This window comes from Nocardiopsis quinghaiensis (assembly GCF_008638365.1).
GTDB classification, from domain to species: domain Bacteria; phylum Actinomycetota; class Actinomycetes; order Streptosporangiales; family Streptosporangiaceae; genus Nocardiopsis; species Nocardiopsis quinghaiensis.
The window spans coordinates 41,846-56,357 of the sequence record NZ_VWVU01000006.1; the positions used below are offsets into that span (position 1 = coordinate 41,846).

The 14,512-nt window shown below is 71.8% G+C and carries 14 protein-coding genes; 5 read left to right on the forward strand and 9 right to left on the reverse strand.

Annotated features, from left to right (window positions below; translation table 11 throughout):
• Positions 1-172 precede the first annotated feature (172 nt).
• Positions 173-1,120, forward strand: coding sequence for a TAXI family TRAP transporter solute-binding subunit (locus tag FYX01_RS14120; RefSeq protein ID WP_150241437.1), 948 nt, complete (start codon positions 173-175; stop codon positions 1,118-1,120).
• Positions 1,121-1,165: 45 nt separating this feature from the next.
• Here FYX01_RS14120 and FYX01_RS14125 read toward each other — a convergent pair whose 3' ends face one another.
• The 3 genes from FYX01_RS14125 to FYX01_RS14135 form a co-directional block, all read right to left on the reverse strand.
• On the reverse strand, positions 1,166-2,554 hold the full coding sequence (locus FYX01_RS14125) for a sensor histidine kinase (RefSeq protein ID WP_150241439.1): 1,389 nt from the start codon (positions 2,552-2,554) through the stop codon (positions 1,166-1,168).
• Positions 2,555-2,557: 3 nt separating this feature from the next.
• Complete coding sequence (locus FYX01_RS14130; RefSeq protein ID WP_150241441.1) at positions 2,558-3,235, reverse strand: response regulator transcription factor; 678 nt, start codon at positions 3,233-3,235, stop codon at positions 2,558-2,560.
• 314 nt (positions 3,236-3,549) lie between these two features.
• Positions 3,550-3,990 (reverse strand): DoxX family protein, encoded by a 441-nt coding sequence (locus FYX01_RS14135; protein WP_150241443.1) that lies wholly within the window; start codon positions 3,988-3,990, stop codon positions 3,550-3,552.
• Positions 3,991-4,302: 312 nt separating this feature from the next.
• Between FYX01_RS14135 and FYX01_RS14140 the strand changes: the two genes are divergently transcribed.
• A complete protein-coding gene (locus tag FYX01_RS14140; RefSeq protein ID WP_150241445.1) occupies positions 4,303-4,875 on the forward strand; it encodes an NADAR family protein in 573 nt (190 codons plus the stop codon).
• Between the two features lie 137 nt (positions 4,876-5,012).
• On the opposite strand, the gene FYX01_RS14145 is transcribed toward FYX01_RS14140, so the two are convergent.
• Positions 5,013-5,192: a hypothetical protein gene (locus FYX01_RS14145; protein WP_190394324.1), complete on the reverse strand. Its 180-nt coding sequence runs from the start codon at positions 5,190-5,192 to the stop codon at positions 5,013-5,015.
• Between the two features lie 449 nt (positions 5,193-5,641).
• Between FYX01_RS14145 and FYX01_RS14150 the strand changes: the two genes are divergently transcribed.
• Entirely contained in the window at positions 5,642-5,884 is a 243-nt protein-coding gene (locus tag FYX01_RS14150; protein ID WP_150241447.1) for a hypothetical protein, read from the forward strand.
• A gap of 61 nt (positions 5,885-5,945) precedes the next feature.
• On the opposite strand, the gene FYX01_RS14155 is transcribed toward FYX01_RS14150, so the two are convergent.
• Positions 5,946-6,710 carry an SDR family NAD(P)-dependent oxidoreductase gene (locus FYX01_RS14155; protein ID WP_150241449.1) on the reverse strand — a complete coding sequence of 255 codons (765 nt, stop codon included), beginning with the start codon at positions 6,708-6,710 and terminating at the stop codon, positions 5,946-5,948.
• Positions 6,711-6,839: 129 nt separating this feature from the next.
• Between FYX01_RS14155 and FYX01_RS14160 the strand changes: the two genes are divergently transcribed.
• The gene (locus FYX01_RS14160; RefSeq protein WP_150241451.1) at positions 6,840-7,778 is read left to right on the forward strand and encodes a helix-turn-helix transcriptional regulator; all 939 of its coding nucleotides are present in this window, start codon (positions 6,840-6,842) and stop codon (positions 7,776-7,778) included.
• 67 nt (positions 7,779-7,845) lie between these two features.
• Here FYX01_RS14160 and FYX01_RS14165 read toward each other — a convergent pair whose 3' ends face one another.
• The 4 genes from FYX01_RS14165 to FYX01_RS14180 form a co-directional block, all read right to left on the reverse strand.
• Positions 7,846-8,763 carry a carbohydrate ABC transporter permease gene (locus FYX01_RS14165; RefSeq protein WP_150241453.1) on the reverse strand — a complete coding sequence of 306 codons (918 nt, stop codon included), beginning with the start codon at positions 8,761-8,763 and terminating at the stop codon, positions 7,846-7,848.
• Complete coding sequence (locus tag FYX01_RS14170; RefSeq protein WP_150241455.1) at positions 8,760-9,731, reverse strand: carbohydrate ABC transporter permease; 972 nt, start codon at positions 9,729-9,731, stop codon at positions 8,760-8,762. The genes FYX01_RS14165 and FYX01_RS14170 overlap by 4 nt, the downstream gene beginning before the upstream one ends.
• A complete protein-coding gene (locus FYX01_RS14175; RefSeq protein WP_150241457.1) occupies positions 9,728-11,110 on the reverse strand; it encodes an ABC transporter substrate-binding protein in 1,383 nt (460 codons plus the stop codon). The genes FYX01_RS14170 and FYX01_RS14175 overlap by 4 nt, the downstream gene beginning before the upstream one ends.
• A 106-nt stretch (positions 11,111-11,216) precedes the next feature.
• Positions 11,217-13,673 (reverse strand): beta-glucosidase, encoded by a 2,457-nt coding sequence (locus tag FYX01_RS14180; RefSeq protein ID WP_150241459.1) that lies wholly within the window; start codon positions 13,671-13,673, stop codon positions 11,217-11,219.
• A gap of 161 nt (positions 13,674-13,834) precedes the next feature.
• Between FYX01_RS14180 and FYX01_RS14185 the strand changes: the two genes are divergently transcribed.
• Positions 13,835-14,488: a TetR/AcrR family transcriptional regulator gene (locus FYX01_RS14185; RefSeq protein ID WP_150241461.1), complete on the forward strand. Its 654-nt coding sequence runs from the start codon at positions 13,835-13,837 to the stop codon at positions 14,486-14,488.
• The last annotated feature ends 24 nt before the right edge of the window (positions 14,489-14,512 follow it).

The window sequence follows — 14,512 nt, forward strand, 5'->3', positions numbered from 1 at the left end:
TGCTCCGACTTGACACAGCGATGGTGGTGACCTCCCCCCGGGGTGTCCAACACCTCATCCGAAATTTGGGGTTCCTCTGACATTGGGACACGGTGAGTCGGTGAGCTGGGACACAGGGTGACCCGGAGGGCAGCGCGCCCGGACACCCCTCCACACTGCCTAAGCTGCACGTATGCATCCGAGGGGACCGAACCGACGCACCGCCTTGCGGGGCGTCGCAGGCGCCCTCGCCGTGACCGCGGTGAGCGGTTGCACGTGGCGGGAGCCCCCGTCCCCGCCGGTGTTCGTGGTGGCCACGGGCCCGCCCGGAGCCGTGTACCGGGAGATCGGCGCGGAGATCGCGCTCCTGCTGGACGAGCGCCTGCCCGGGACCCGGGTGGAGACCGTCGAGACCGGCGCCTCGCACGACAACCTGCGCCTCATCGAGGCGGGTGGGGCCCAACTCGGCCTGGCCAACCTCGACTCGGTCATGGCCGGCGGGGTGGCCGACGCCGACCCCCTCCGCGCCGTCGGCCGCCTCTACGACAGCTTCGTGCACCTCGTGGTCCTGGACGGGTCGCCCGTGCGCCGCCTGGGGGACCTGGAGGGGCGCGGGGTCTCGGTGGGCGCGGACCACTCCGGCACCGAGTTCACCGCGGACCAGATCCTCACGGAGACCGGGGTGGCACCGGAGGCGGTGCGCATGGACCAGGCGGCCTCCGCCCTGGCCCTGGGGCGCGGGGAGATCGACGCGATGTTCTCCCTGACGGGGCTGCCCACCCCGGCCGTCGCCGACCTGGCCGAGCGGCACGTGATACGCCTGATCGACCTCTCCGACGCGGCGGTCGCCATGGCCGACGCCCGTCCCGAGGCGTACTTCCCCGCCAGTGTCCCGGCGACCACCTACGAGGGCGTGCCCGCCTGCCCCACCATGTCCGTGCCGAACCTGCTGCTGTGCTCGGCCGACCTGCCGGAGGACCTCGCCCGCCTGGTCGCCGACACCGTGTACACGGGCGCCGGGCGGATCGCGGCCTCCCGCCCGGAGGCGGCCCAGATCAACGTGCGCACCGGCATATCCACCGGTGTGGTCCCCCTGCACCGCGGCGCCGCGCGCTGGTACCGGGACAACAAGCCCTCGTGAGGCCCTGGCGGGCCCGGGGGCCTCCGCCAAGGATCCCCGTGAGGATCACGGCGCGGGCGGCAGGGCGATCACCGCACCGAACCCGGGGCGCCCGTCCCCGGGCAGTCCCTCGCCCAGCGTCAGCTCCCCTCCGGCCTCGCGGACCAGGTCGGCGACGATCGCCAGCCCCATCCCGGTCCCCTCGGTGTTCTGGTGCCGGGACGACCGCCAGAAGCGGTTCAGGGCGGCGCCGCGTTCCTCCTCCGTCAGTCCCTCCCCGTCGTCGAGCACGCTGATCCGGGCCGGATCCCCCACCCGGGCGCGCACCTCCACCCGGGTCCCCCCTGACAGGCGCAGGGCGTTGCTCACCAGTTCGTCGAGGATGCTGCCCAGGCCCCCGGCCGGAGCCTGCGCCCACACGCCCCCGGGGACGTCGGCGGACACGGAGATCCCCCTGGCCGCGCCCAGGGCGCGCCAGCGCTCCATCCGCGTGTCCAGCAGCTCGGAGACCTCCACGGTCTCCGAACCCGTCACACTCTCCAGCCGGGTCGCGGCCAGCAGGGAGTTGAGCATCCGGTGCATGGCCGTGGTCTCGTCCACGGCCACGGCGTGCGCCTCCCTGGCCTCCTCCGTGGTGAGGTGGGGCGCGAGGTTCTCCACCGCCAGGCGAAGGCTCGCAAGGGGGTTGCGCAGCTGGTGGGAGGCCTCGGAGACGAAGGAGCGCTGACGGTCCAGGGATCTGCGCACCACGCCGACCATCGTGTTGAAGGACTCGGTGAGGCGGCGCAGCTCCGGCGGTCCGCGCTCGGCGTCCACCCGCACGTCCAGGTTCCCCGAGGCGACCGCTGTGGTGGCCGCGTCCAGTCCGCCGATGGGGCGCAGGACCCAGCGCGACAGCGGCAGCGAGGCCGCCGCCAGCAGTCCCAGAGGTACCAGGCTGAGCAGGGCGAGCCATCCCCACGAGCCGAGGATGTCGATACCGAGGCGACCGGTGGGGGCGACGAGGACGACCGCGCCGACCACCTCGCTGTCCCGGCCGACGGGTTCGGCGACCACCAGGGGCCCGGCTGCCCAGGGCCAGACGGTGGTGGGCGGGGCGGGGCGCTCTCCGGCCAGGGCGATGGTGACGGTGTCCGGGGAGTCCAGGTCCGCGATGACTTCGCGCATGCGCCCGGTGCTTCCGGACCCGGTCACGGTCTCGCCGTCGGGGGCGACCACGACCACCGGGATGCCGTAGAGCTCCTCGTAGCGGGACATCTCCTGTACGAGCGCGTCCTGGCGGTCGGTCTCCAGGGCGGTGCGGGCCAGTGACGCGAACCGGCCCGCGTCCCCCAGCCGGTCGACGTACACCTCCTGGGTCCGCTGCTGGGCGACGACGGCCCCCAGCGGGATGACGGTCGCCGCGACCAGGACGAACGCGGCGGGCAGGAGGATGGCGAGCAGTCTGCGGAGCAAGGCTCAGGACCCGTCGAGGACGTAGCCGACACCGCGCACGGTCCGGATGCGCACGGTGTGGCCGAGTTTGGCCCGCAGTGATCCGACGTGGGTGTCCAGCGTCCTGGAGGAGGCCTCCCACGCGGTGCCCCACACCTGGTCGAGGATCTGGTCGCGGGCCACGACCGACGGGGACCGGGAGGCGAGGAGGGAGAGCAGGTCGAACTCCTTGCGGGTCAGCTGGAGTTCGGCGCCGCCGGCCCTGGCCGCACGGGAGCCGGGGTCGACGGTGAGCGCGCCGACCCGGAGCCGGGGCTCCTCGTCGACGGCTCCGGCCCGCGCGGCGCGGGTGCGGCGCAGGACCGCGTCGATGCGGGCGAGGAGCTCGGCGACGCCGAAGGGCTTGACGACGTAGTCGTCGGCCCCGGCGCGCAGGCCGCGCACCCGGTCGCGCTCCTCCCCGCGTGCGGTGACGGCGATGATGGCGGTCTGCGGGCGGTCCCGGAGCCTGCGCAGCAGGTCGATGCCGTCGGCGTCGGGGAGGCCGAGGTCGAGGAGGACGACGTCGGCGGGCGGGGCGCCGAGGGCCCGTTCCGCGGTGGCCACCCGCTGGACGTCGAAGGACGCCGACCGCAGGGCGGTCACCAGGCCACGGGCGACCCGGTCGTCGTCCTCGACCACGAGAATGCGCATGACCAGCATGGTAGGCAGTGTTCCACCCCGCTCATGGCACTCCGCCGGTCCGCGGCCGCCGGTGACACCCGGTCGGCGGTGGTGTGCGGCGGTCGGCCGGGGCGCGGTCCACCTCGGCGTGCGGACCGAATGTCCTCGTGCGCTGGCTCCGTCCGTCTTTCGCGAAAGGCCGGGAGCGCCGTGCGGCGCCGGGAAATACGTGGTGTTCCTCTGTCTGAGTCGTGAAAGGGGATAAGCAAGTAAGAAAAGGGGCCTGGCACCCGGTGGCTTGTGAAAAGCCACCCGGCCGTCCGTCTCCGGCGACGGACGGCCGGGTGTCCTGGTCAGGCGGCCGGTACGGGTTCAGAGGTCCGGCTATGGGAGCGGCCCCACGGCATGAGGCGGTCCAGTGAGTAGCGGCCGCCGGCGAAGCCGAGGGCCAGGGCGGTGGCGCCGAGGACCAGGGGGAACTCGAAACCGCCGACCAGGGGGTCGCCGAGGTGGGTGAAGTAGTAGGCGTTGGCCATCATGAAGGCCAGGAGGAGCCCGGCGAGGGGCAGTGCGAAGCCGACGATGAGCGCCAGTCCGGCACCCACCTCGATGAAGGCCCCGAGGAGGGCGGAGAACTGGGGGAAGGGGATCCCCAGGGCGGCGAAGCCCTGGGCGGTGCCGGCGGGGTCGGTCGCCTTCGGCCAACCGTGGGAGACGAAGACGAGGCCGACCGCCACCCTCGCGAGCAGTGTGGTGGCGTCGCCGACTCCGGATATGCGTGATCTCTCGGTCATGGGGATTCCTGTTCTGTGAGCGGGTACCCGGAAATAGGCCGCGCTCCCAGTCCGATAACCGAGACGGCGACCTTTTTCCGGGAGACCAAATGGTAATACTTATCCGCCTAGTCACATAGAGTGCTAAATCGGAAGATTTCCTACACCAGGCATTCACCCTGGTGAGGGCATATAACAGAACGTGGTTCAGTCCTGGCTCCCCGTACCCGTCGGCCCCGCGTACCGGGAGCCCTCCCCCGCCGCGAGCCCTCCCCGCGGGCAGGGCGCATCCGCGCGGGGCCGCTTGTCACCGCCGTCTGGGACCCTTCCGCCATGACGGACACACGCGATCCCGTGGACGCACGCACGGTGGAGGAGTTGGTCGCCTCGGCGGGGCGGGCGAAGTACCTGTGCTTCTGGGGGCACAAGCCACCCGCGGACGGGGGTGTGTCGGCGAGCTGCCTGTCGCAGTGGTGGCCCGCCGCCTTCACCATGGACGGGATCGGCTACCCCACCGCCGAGCACTACATGATGGCCGCCAAGGCACGCCTGTTCGGCGACGCCGAGGCCGGGAAGCGGATCCTCGCCGCGGGCCACCCCCGGGACGCCAAGGTGGTCGGCCGCCAGGTCCGCGGCTTCGACCAGGGAGCCTGGGAGGCGGCCCGTTTCGAGATCGTGGTCGAGGCCGGCGTCGCCAAGTTCGGCCAGAACGCGGACCTGCGGGAGTTCCTGCTGGGCACCGGCGGGCGGGTGCTGGTGGAGGCCAGCCCCCGTGACCGGGTGTGGGGCATCGGGATGGGCGCGAAGAACGACGACGCGCAGGTCCCGGAACGCTGGCGGGGCCGCAACCTGCTGGGCTTCGCGCTGATGGAGGCCCGCGCCCGCCTCACCCCGGCCGCCCCCTGACCCACCGCCGAGCGCCAGACCCCGTGGCCCGTCCGGTCGCCCGGGTCGTCGGCGGCCGGGTCGTCGGCCGCCGGGTCGGGAACGGTCATCAACGCGCGCTCCGGCGCGCGAGGCCCGGCAGGATCCGCCGACGGCGGTCAACGGCCCATGTACGCGCCCCCGTTGACCTGGACGACCTGGCCGGCGACGTGGCGTGCCTCGGTCATGGCGCCGCCACCACCGCGCAGCGCGGCGATGGAGCTGACGTTGACGGTCCGGTCCTCCTGTCCCCGAAAGCGGGGGAGCGGAGCCTGGGTGTGCGGGACGGTGGTGAGCACGTTCGCCGACCACGCGCCGGACCAGCCCTCCGCCGTCGCGGCGAGGCCGGGACCGGGCGCAAGGGGTTTTTCGTTATCGCCCTACTGATACCGAATTGAGTGCGATGTGGCGATAACGAAGCCTCTTTCCGGATCAGCATCCGTGATCACCGCCGGATCATCCGAATTTCACCTGCCGTGCCTCCGTTTACGGCCGAGCCTCGCACCGGACAGGAGTAGAGTCCGATCACGCGGACAGCACGGTGCCCCGGCATCCGCGCCTGTTTCTCCGGAGCACTCCGGGTCTCGGCGCCCTCGCCGCACCCCGCAGGCACTCTCGCGGCCCGACCACGTACGTTCCGCCGCACGCCCCGGGAAACCGATCCCATACGCACCCGCCGGTGCCACGCGCGTTCCGGGAAACGCACCGTCCTTTCCGACCAGGACGAACCACACTCCAGGGACTTCTCATGGCCTACTACCGCATCCAGTTGCGCGACGGTTCCTCCCACACCCTGCAGGCGGTGCGCATGCGCACCGACGCGAGCAGCCTCTACCTGGAGGAGCGCACCGCAGGGGCGTGGACCGAGGTGTTCGCGAACCCTCTCACGGAGGTGGAGCGCGTCCAGCGCCGCTTCACCGAGAACGACGGCACCTGGACCTGGCTGAGCGAGCACCTGCCCGCTCCGGTCGGCGGCGTCCGGGCCTGGTGAGGACCGGTAGCCGGTGCCGGGTGCCCGGCACCGGCTACCGGCTACCGGCTACCGGCACCGGCTACCAGGGCAGGACGCCGTAGCTCTCCGGGTCCGATGCGGAGGCCAGGTGGCCCCACAGCGCCCCGTTCGGCCCGTCGTCGGGCAGGGTCGCCAGGTGCAGGCTCACCCGCGCGCCCTGCTCGGGGGTGCGGTGACCCGTGTTGTGGTTGAGGTCGGTCTCGCAGTATCCGGGGTTGGCCGCGTTCACCTTGGCCCCGGTTTCCGCGAGGGCCTTGGCGTACAGGGCCGTCACCATGTTCACCGCCGCCTTCGAGGCGGGGTACCCGACGTTGCCCCGCATCGCGAAGAACGGGCTGGCCGGGTCGGTCATCGTCCCGATCGAGCCGATCTCGCTGGACACGTTCACCACCCGTGCGGACTCCGAGCGGCGCAGCAGGTCCAGGAACGCGTCGGTAACCGTCACCATGCCCACCACGTTCACCTCCAGCATCTGGAGGAACGCGGTCGGATCGGTCTCACCGAGATCGCCCCAGCCCATGGCCACGCCCGCGTTGTTGACCAGCACGTCCAGCCGCCCGAAGTCCGCCTCCACCCGTGCGGCGGCGGCCCGGACGCTCTCGATGTCGGTGACGTCGACCGCCAGAGCGCGGGCGTCGACCCCTTCCTCGCGCAGTGCCTTCTCGGCCTCGGTGCCACGTGCGGCGTCCCGGGACCCGACCAACACCGTCATCCCCTCCAGACCCAGCAGTCGCGCGGTCTGGAATCCGATTCCCTTGTTCGCCCCGGTCACGAGGGCGATCCTGTCGTTCTGTGTCTTCGCCATGTCTCCCATCGTGGAGACGAACCGGGAGACGAGGAAGGAACGGTCGAGACTGGTATCAGCGGTACCACTGTCAGGAGCGCGGTTCTGGGGCACCCTGGGGGAGAGGGCACCGATCTGAGGAGGCACCCGATGGTGGACCGCGGCGAACTCGCGGCGTTCCTGCGCGACCGGCGGGCCAGGATCGGCCCCGGCGACGCCGGACTGCCCGAGACCGGGCGCCGCCGCACCCCGGGACTGCGCCGCCAGGAGGTGGCCCAGCTCGCCGGGATGTCGGTGGAGTACTACGTGCGGCTGGAACAGGCGCGCGGCCCCAACCCGTCCCGGCAGGTGCTGTCGGCGCTCTCACGCGCCCTGATGCTGAACGTGGACGAACGCGCCTACCTCTTCCGGATCGCGGACGCGGAACCACCGGCCACCCGGGGGGTGAACCGCGAGATCACCCCGGCGGTGCACTACCTGCTGAACGGCCTGACCACCACCCCCGCCTACGTGCTGGATGCCAAGTACGACGTACTCGCGTGGAACCGGATGGCCACCTACTTCATCGGGGACATGACGGCGCTGCCGGAGGACCGGCGCAACATCATCGAGTGGATGTTCTCCCAGCCGGACGACGCCCCGCACTGGGACGACCCGAACACCGACTGCTTCACCCGCCACTCGGTCGCGGACCTGCGCGCCACCTACGCCCGCTACCCCGGCGATCCGGACATCGCCCGCCTGGTCACCACCCTGCTGGGCACCTCGCCGAGGTTCACCCGCATGTGGGAGTCGCGCGAGGTGCGGGAGCGGCGCGGATTCAGCAAGAGGGTGGAGCACCCCCTCGTGGGGACGCTGGAGTTCGAGTGCCAGATCCTGTCCGTGCCCGACAACGACCAGCAGGTCATGATGTACTGCCCCGAGCCCGGCTCCCCCACCGAACGGGCGATGGAGCGTCTGGCCGCCGAGTTCCCCGCGCCCTCACCCGAGCACGTTCCCCCTCTGTCCCGGCCGCTGGGACCGGTGCCCCGCGGCCCGGGCGGGCCGGTCGGGGCCCCGCCGCCCTCCGTGGAGGCCGACACACGCTGACCCGGTCCGAGGGGTCCGGGGTGGCGGGACCTCCGAAGGGCTCGGTCGGAGGTCCCGCCGACGCGGGTCAGCCCTTGACGGCGCCCGCGGTCATGCCTCCGCGCCAGTAGCGCTGGAGGACGATGATGGCGATGATCAGCGGGATGACCGACAGCATGGAGCCCGTCACCACCCGCGTGTACATCTCGATGTCACGGCCCTGGTAGGACTGCCAGGTCACCAGGCCCAGGGTGATCGGGTACAGCCCCTCGTCGGCGAGCATCACCAGCGGCAGGAAGTAGTTGTTCCAGATGCCCACCATCTGGAACAGGAACACCGTCACCAGTGCGGGGGCCATCATGCGCAGCCCGAGCGTGAAGAAGATGCGTCCCTCGCCCGCGCCCTCCAGCCGGGCCGACTCGATGACGGAGTCGGGCACCGACGCGTCGGCGTAGATCCGGCACAGGTAGAGGCCGAACGGGGAGATGAGGCTGGGCAGCAGGACCGCCAGGTAGGTGTTGGCCAGGCCGATCTGGCTGAACAGCAGGTACAGCGGCAGGGCGGTGGCCGCCGCTGGGACGAGCACACCGCCCAGGACCAGGCCGAAGACCAGTTCGCGGCCCCGGAAGTCGTACTTGGCCAGGGCGTACCCGGCGGCGGCCGCCAGCAGGGTGGCCAGCGAGGCGCCGAGCACCGAGTACAGGAGGCTGTTGAGGGTCCAGCGCCAGAAGATGCCGCCGTTGTAGGTGAGGACCTCGGAGATGTTCGTGAACAGGACGAAGTCCTCGCCCAGCCCGAAACCGAACGAGTTGAACAGGTCCGAGGTGGTCTTGGTCGCGGCCACGAACACCCAGTACACCGGTACCAGGAAGTAGACGGCGGCGACGGCGAGGATCGCGGTGACCAGGATCCTTGACCTGGTGGAGGCACCGGTCGCGGTGCCCCGGCCCCCGGGGCGGCGCCGCGCGGGCGCCGCGTCGCCCTTCTTGACGTCGGTCGTGGTCATCGCCGCCGGTCCTTCCTGTTGACCAACCAGAGAAACCCGAACGAGAGCACGAACGCGGTCAGGGCCACGATGACCGACTGCGCCGCCGCCACGTTGTAGTCGTTGTCGGTGAACGCGGAGTTGTACGCCGCCATGTTCGGCGTGTACGCGGAGTCGATGTTCACCGTGAACGCCGCCAGGATCTGCGGCTCGGCGAACAGTTGGAGGGTTCCGATGATCGAGAAGACGGTGGTCAGCACCAGGGCGGGACGGATCAGCGGCAGCTGGATGTTCCAGGCGGTCTGGAGCGGTCCGGCCCCGTCGATACGCGCCGACTCGTACAGCTCGCTCGGGATCGTCTTGAGCTGCGCGACGAGGATCAGCATGTTGTAGCCGATGAACAGCCACGTGATGATGTTGGCGATGGACCACAGCACGCTGTTCGGACCGAGCAGGTCCGGCTCCAGGCCCGCCCATCCGGCCACGTCCAGGACCGGGGACAGGCCCGGGACGTACAGGAAGCCCCACAGCAGCGAGGCCACCACGCCGGGGACGCCGTAGGGCATGAAGTACAGGGCGCGGAAGAAGCCGGGCCAGCGGGCCGAGGCCGACTCCAGGAGCAGGGCCAGTACCAGGGCCAGGCCGATCATGACCGGGACCTGGACGACGCCGAAGAGCAGCACGCGGCCGATGGAGTCGACGAACGTCTCCTGGCCCAGGGCCCGGGCGTAGTTGTCGAACCCGGCGAAGACGGTCTCCCGGCCCTCCTCGCCGAACAGGCCGAACCGGCGGATCTGGATGAGGCTCTGGTAGAGCGCGTACAGGATCGGCAGGACGAAGCAGAGGGCGAACAGCGTCAGGAACGGTCCGACGAAACCCCAGGGGATGAGGGCCCTGGACGGGAACCGGCGGCGGGGAGGCACGGCGGGGGCCGTGCCCGGTCTGTCCGGGGAGTCCGCTCCGGGCGCGGTACGCGTGGTGGCGGTCATGACGCGCTCCTCACGGACAGGCCCTTGTTCCGGATGTCGTCGACGGTCCTCTCCTGCGCGACGGCCAGGGCGTCCACGAAGGAGGTGCCGTCGGCGACGGCGGAGCGGAACGCGTCACCGATGTGGTCCTTGGTACTGGACAGGGTCGGACCCCACTCCCAGTCGGTGGGGATGTACTCGGTGGCCTCGGCGATGGTGCTCGTGTAGTTCTGCTCCGAGAAGTAGGGGTCGGGCCCCTGGTTGCGGACCGAGTTCCCGTTGAGCTCCTCCGAGGCGGCCCAGCCGATGCCGCACTCGGTGATCATGGCGTCCACCGCACGCTGGTCGGTGCTGAGCCAGTTCGCGAACAGCACCGCCTCGTGGGGGTGGGGCGCCCCGCTGAGCACGGCCGAGGCCGAACCTCCCCAGGTGCCCTCCCGGCGCTGCCCGTCGTCCCACTGGGGCATGCTGGAGACCTTCCACCGGCCGGGGTTGTCGGGATCGTTGCCCCTGATGATGGCGTCGCCCCAACTGCCGACCGTCCACGTGCCGATGGTGCCCTGCTGCAGGCCCTGGTACCAGCCGGTGGACCACACGGCGTGGGTGAGGTTGAGTACGCCCTCGCGGACCAGCCCCTCCCAGAACTCGGCCACCCGTACCGAGGCGTCGTCGACGAGGTTGACCGACCACTCCCCGCCCTCGGTGCTGAACCACCGGGCTCCGGCCTGCATGCACATGCCGGCGAGCCAGTCCGCGTCCCCGACGGGGAAGGACTCGATGAAGGCGCCGTCCTCTGCCGCCGCGACGCGGCGGGCGGCCTCCGCGTACTCCTCCCAGGTGGCGGGAGCGCCGTCGATCCCCCACTCCTCGTACTTGTCGGCCCGGTAGAAGTAGGTCAGCGGCCCGGAGTCCACGGGGACGCCGTAGTGGCCGCCGACGTAGGAGGCCTGGAGCCACTGCCACTCGTCGTAGCGGTCGGCGTACTCCAGCGCGCCGTACCGGCCGAGGTCCTCCAGTCCGTTCTCCAGCAGGAAGGAGGGGATCTGGAAGAACTCCACCTGCGCCAGGTCGGGCTGGTTGCCCGCGACCAGCGAGTTGAACATCTTCGCGTACCCGCCGTCGAGCCCGCCTGGGATGGTCACGGCCCTGACCTGGATGTCGGGGTGCTCGGCGTTCCAGATGTCGGCCACCGCCTGGAGGCCCGGCCACCAGGTCCAGTACGTGAGCGTGATGTTCTCGTCGGGGCCCTTGGGCGGGACGAGCGGCCGGTCCTCGGCCGGGCCGACGGTGGCGGCGCATCCGCCGAGTGCCGCGGTGGAGCCGAGCGCCGACGCCGTCAGGCCCGCGCGGAGCAGGCCGCGGCGGGACATACCGCCCGGTGGGGGGATGGGAACTTTCATGCTGTCTCCTCGGGGGGACCTTCTGCGGGGGGGGTTGGTTCGGGTACCGAGGTTCCCGGTCCCTGAGCACCAGAACACGCGAGCGAGGCGAGACGGATGATACGGACTAGCGCACGTCGAGGGAGAGGCGGTGCGCGATGGCGCGGCTGGAGGAGCCGACCGCGAGGCGGTAGGTCCCCTCCGGAGTGCGCCACGAGTGGGTGGCGGGGTCCCAGACCGCGAAGGCCCGCGGCGGGACGTCGAGGTGGACGGTGGCCTCCGATCCGGGCTCGGCCCGTACGGAGGCGAACGCGGCCAGGGCCCGTACCGGACGCGTGGTACCCGCGCTGTCGGCGGGGGGCTCCACGTAGACCTGCACCACGTGGCGTCCCGGCCGGGCACCGGTGTTGGCGAGTGTCGCGGTGACTCGGACGGGACCGCCGAGCAGGCCGCCGTCGCGTTCGGGGAGGGGGTCGCCGAGGAGGGCCTCGGTGATCTCCCAGTCGGTGTAGCCGAGCCCGAACCCGAAGGGGCGGTGGGGCTCGCGGCCGTCGCGGTCGTAGGCGCGGTAGCCGACGAACACGCCCTCGTCGTAGGCGAGGACTCCGCGGTCGGGCCGGGTGTCCATGACCGGAACGTCGGCGTGGTCGCGGGGCAGGGTCCAGGGCAGGCGTCCGGTGGGCTCGGACCGCCCGGTGAGGGTGTCGGCGAGGGCGTGGCCGTACTCGTGGCCGCCGAACCAGGACCACAGGACGGCGGGCACCTCGTCGAGCCAGGGCAGGAGCACGGGGGCTCCGGCGTTGACCACCACGGCGGTGCGCGGGTTGGCCGCGGCGACGCGGCGGACGAGTTCGTCCTGGCGCCCGGGCAGGGCGAGGGTGGGGCGGTCGTAGCCCTCGGACTCGACCTCGTCGTTGGTGCCGACCACCACAACGGCGACGTCGGAGTCCTCGGCCGCCCGGACCGCCTCGGCGATCTCCTCCTCCGCGGAGGGGCCGGGCGGCAGGTGGCGGAGCTGGGCGACGACGCCGCGGCCGAAGTCGCCGAAGTCGGAGACCTCCAGGCCGATCTCGACGCGGACCGTGCGGGGGGCGTCGACCACGATCCCGGTGCGGGGTCCGTCGGGGTGGCTGTGCCGCGACTCCAGGATCTCGGCGTCGGAGGCGGGGCGGCCGCCCTCGGCCAGGACGTCGCCGTCGACGCGGACGGTGTGGCGGCCGACCACACCGACCTCGACCTGGTGGAGGCCCCGCTCGGCGAGGTGGAGGTCGGCGGTGACGACGGCCCTGGCCGCACGGGGGTCGTCGACGCCGATGTGGAAGGCGGTGCGGTCGAGTTCGGGGGTGCCGACGGGGTCTCCGGAGGCGTCGAGGAGGGTCATGCCCAGGGAGGTGACGAGGTCGCGCGAGGCCGCGGGCAGGAGCCGCCGGGGATCGACGCCGCGCACGACGGTGAGCTCGACCCCGTCGGGCAGGGCCTCGCGGAGCCCCTCGGCGGGACTGACCAGGTACTTGGAGTTGACGTGCGCGCTGCCGCCTCCCTGGGTGTAGGCGTCCACCGCGTTCGGGCCGATGAGCGCGATCCGGCGCACGTCGTCGACGGCGACGGGCAGCAGGCCGCCCTCGTTGCGGAGCAGGACGTGGCCGCGTGATCCGGTCTCGCGCAGGAGGACGCGCTCGTCCTCACCCTCGACGGCGGGCGAGGTGTCGTGGTCGAGTTTGCCGACCCGTGCGGCCAGGCGCAGGACGCGGACGACCTTGTCGTCGATGACGGACTCGGGGACCTCGCCGGAGCGGACGGCCCGCAGGAGGGCGTCGCCCTCGGCCCAGGGGCCGCGCGGGCCGGGCATGACCAGGTCGAGTCCGGCGTTGGCGGAGGGCGCGGTGCTGCGGGCGGCGGTCCAGTCGCTGACCACCACTCCGTCGAAGCCGAGCTCCTCCTTGAGCAACCCGGTGAGCAGGCGGTGGTGGTCGGTCATGCTGTTGGACTCCACGCCGTCGTCCACGCCGTTGTAGGCGGCCATGACGGTCCACGCCCCGGCGTCCAGGGCGGCCTCGAAGGGCGGCAGGTAGACCTCGCGCAGGGTGCGCTCGTCGATACGGGCGCGGTAGCTGGTGCGCTCGCGCTCGGTCTCGTTGCCGACGAAGTGCTTGGGGCAGGCTCCCACGCCCTCTCCCTGGACGGCGCGTACGAAGGCCGCGCCGAGCTCACCGGTGAGGACGGGGTCCTCGGAGAAGCACTCGAAGTGGCGCCCGCCGACGGGCGAGCGGTGGAGGTTGAGTACCGGGGCGAGGACGACGTCGACGTCCTTGCGGCGGGCCTCGGCGGCGAAGAAGCGGCCGGTGCGCTCCATCAGCCCGGTGTCCCAGGCCGCGGCGACCGCCGTGGGGCTGGGGGTGCTGGCCGAGTGCTCCTGCTGGGTGGCCTCGGTGCCGCGCACCCCGGCGGGGCCGTCGGAGACGGTGACCGGCAGCAGTCCGGCCTCCGGGATCTCGTGCAGGACCCACCCGGTGCGGCCGGTCAGCATGCGCACCTTGTCCTCGATCGGGAGCCGGGTGACACGGGCGTGGATGTCTGAGGTCATGAGCCCCTGCTCTTGTGACGTACGTCTCTTGGAGCGGAACCTTACTTACTTAATACTCATTAAGCAAGAGAGGTGGGAAGTCTCGATACCGTAGAGGTGGGTCCCGACCCCAGCCACGGACCCCGAGCGCCCCGAAGGAGCGCAGGAAGCGGAGAGCAGGAATGAGCGAGACGACACCAGCGCCGGACACACGTCCCTCCCCCGGTGCCGAGGAGGCCCCGGCGCCACGCCGACGGGTGAACCGGCGCGAGCAGATCCTGCGCACGGCCGCCGACGTGTTCGCCTCACAGGGTTTCCACAACACCTCGCTGGCCGACATCGCGGCGATGCTCGACATCACCCCGGCGGGGGTCCTGCACCACTTCGGCTCCAAGACCGACCTGCTCACCGCGGTCCTGGAGCTGCGCGACGACACCGACCCGGCCCCGGAGGGCAGCCGGATGCTGGACCACCTGGTGTCCACCGCCGAGCGCAACGCGGCCCGCCCGGGAACCACCCGGCTGTACGCGGTGCTGTCTGCGGAGAGCGCCACCGACGAGCACCCCGCGCAGGAGTGGTTCCGGGACCGCTACAGGGTGCTGCGCCAGGCGATCGGCGACGCCGTTCTGGACCGGCTCGGGCCGGAGTACCGGGAGGCCGCCGGCGCTCCGGGACCGGACGGGCGCACCCCGGCTCATGCCGCGGCGGCCGCGGTCATCGCCGTGATGGACGGCCTGCAGGTGCAGTGGCTCCTGGACCCCGAGGCCGTCGACATGGCCGCCGTGACCGAGTTGGTGATAGACGCCGTCGTCGCCCGGCTGTCCCGGGAGGACTGACCGGAACGGCGGTCAGGCGGGAGG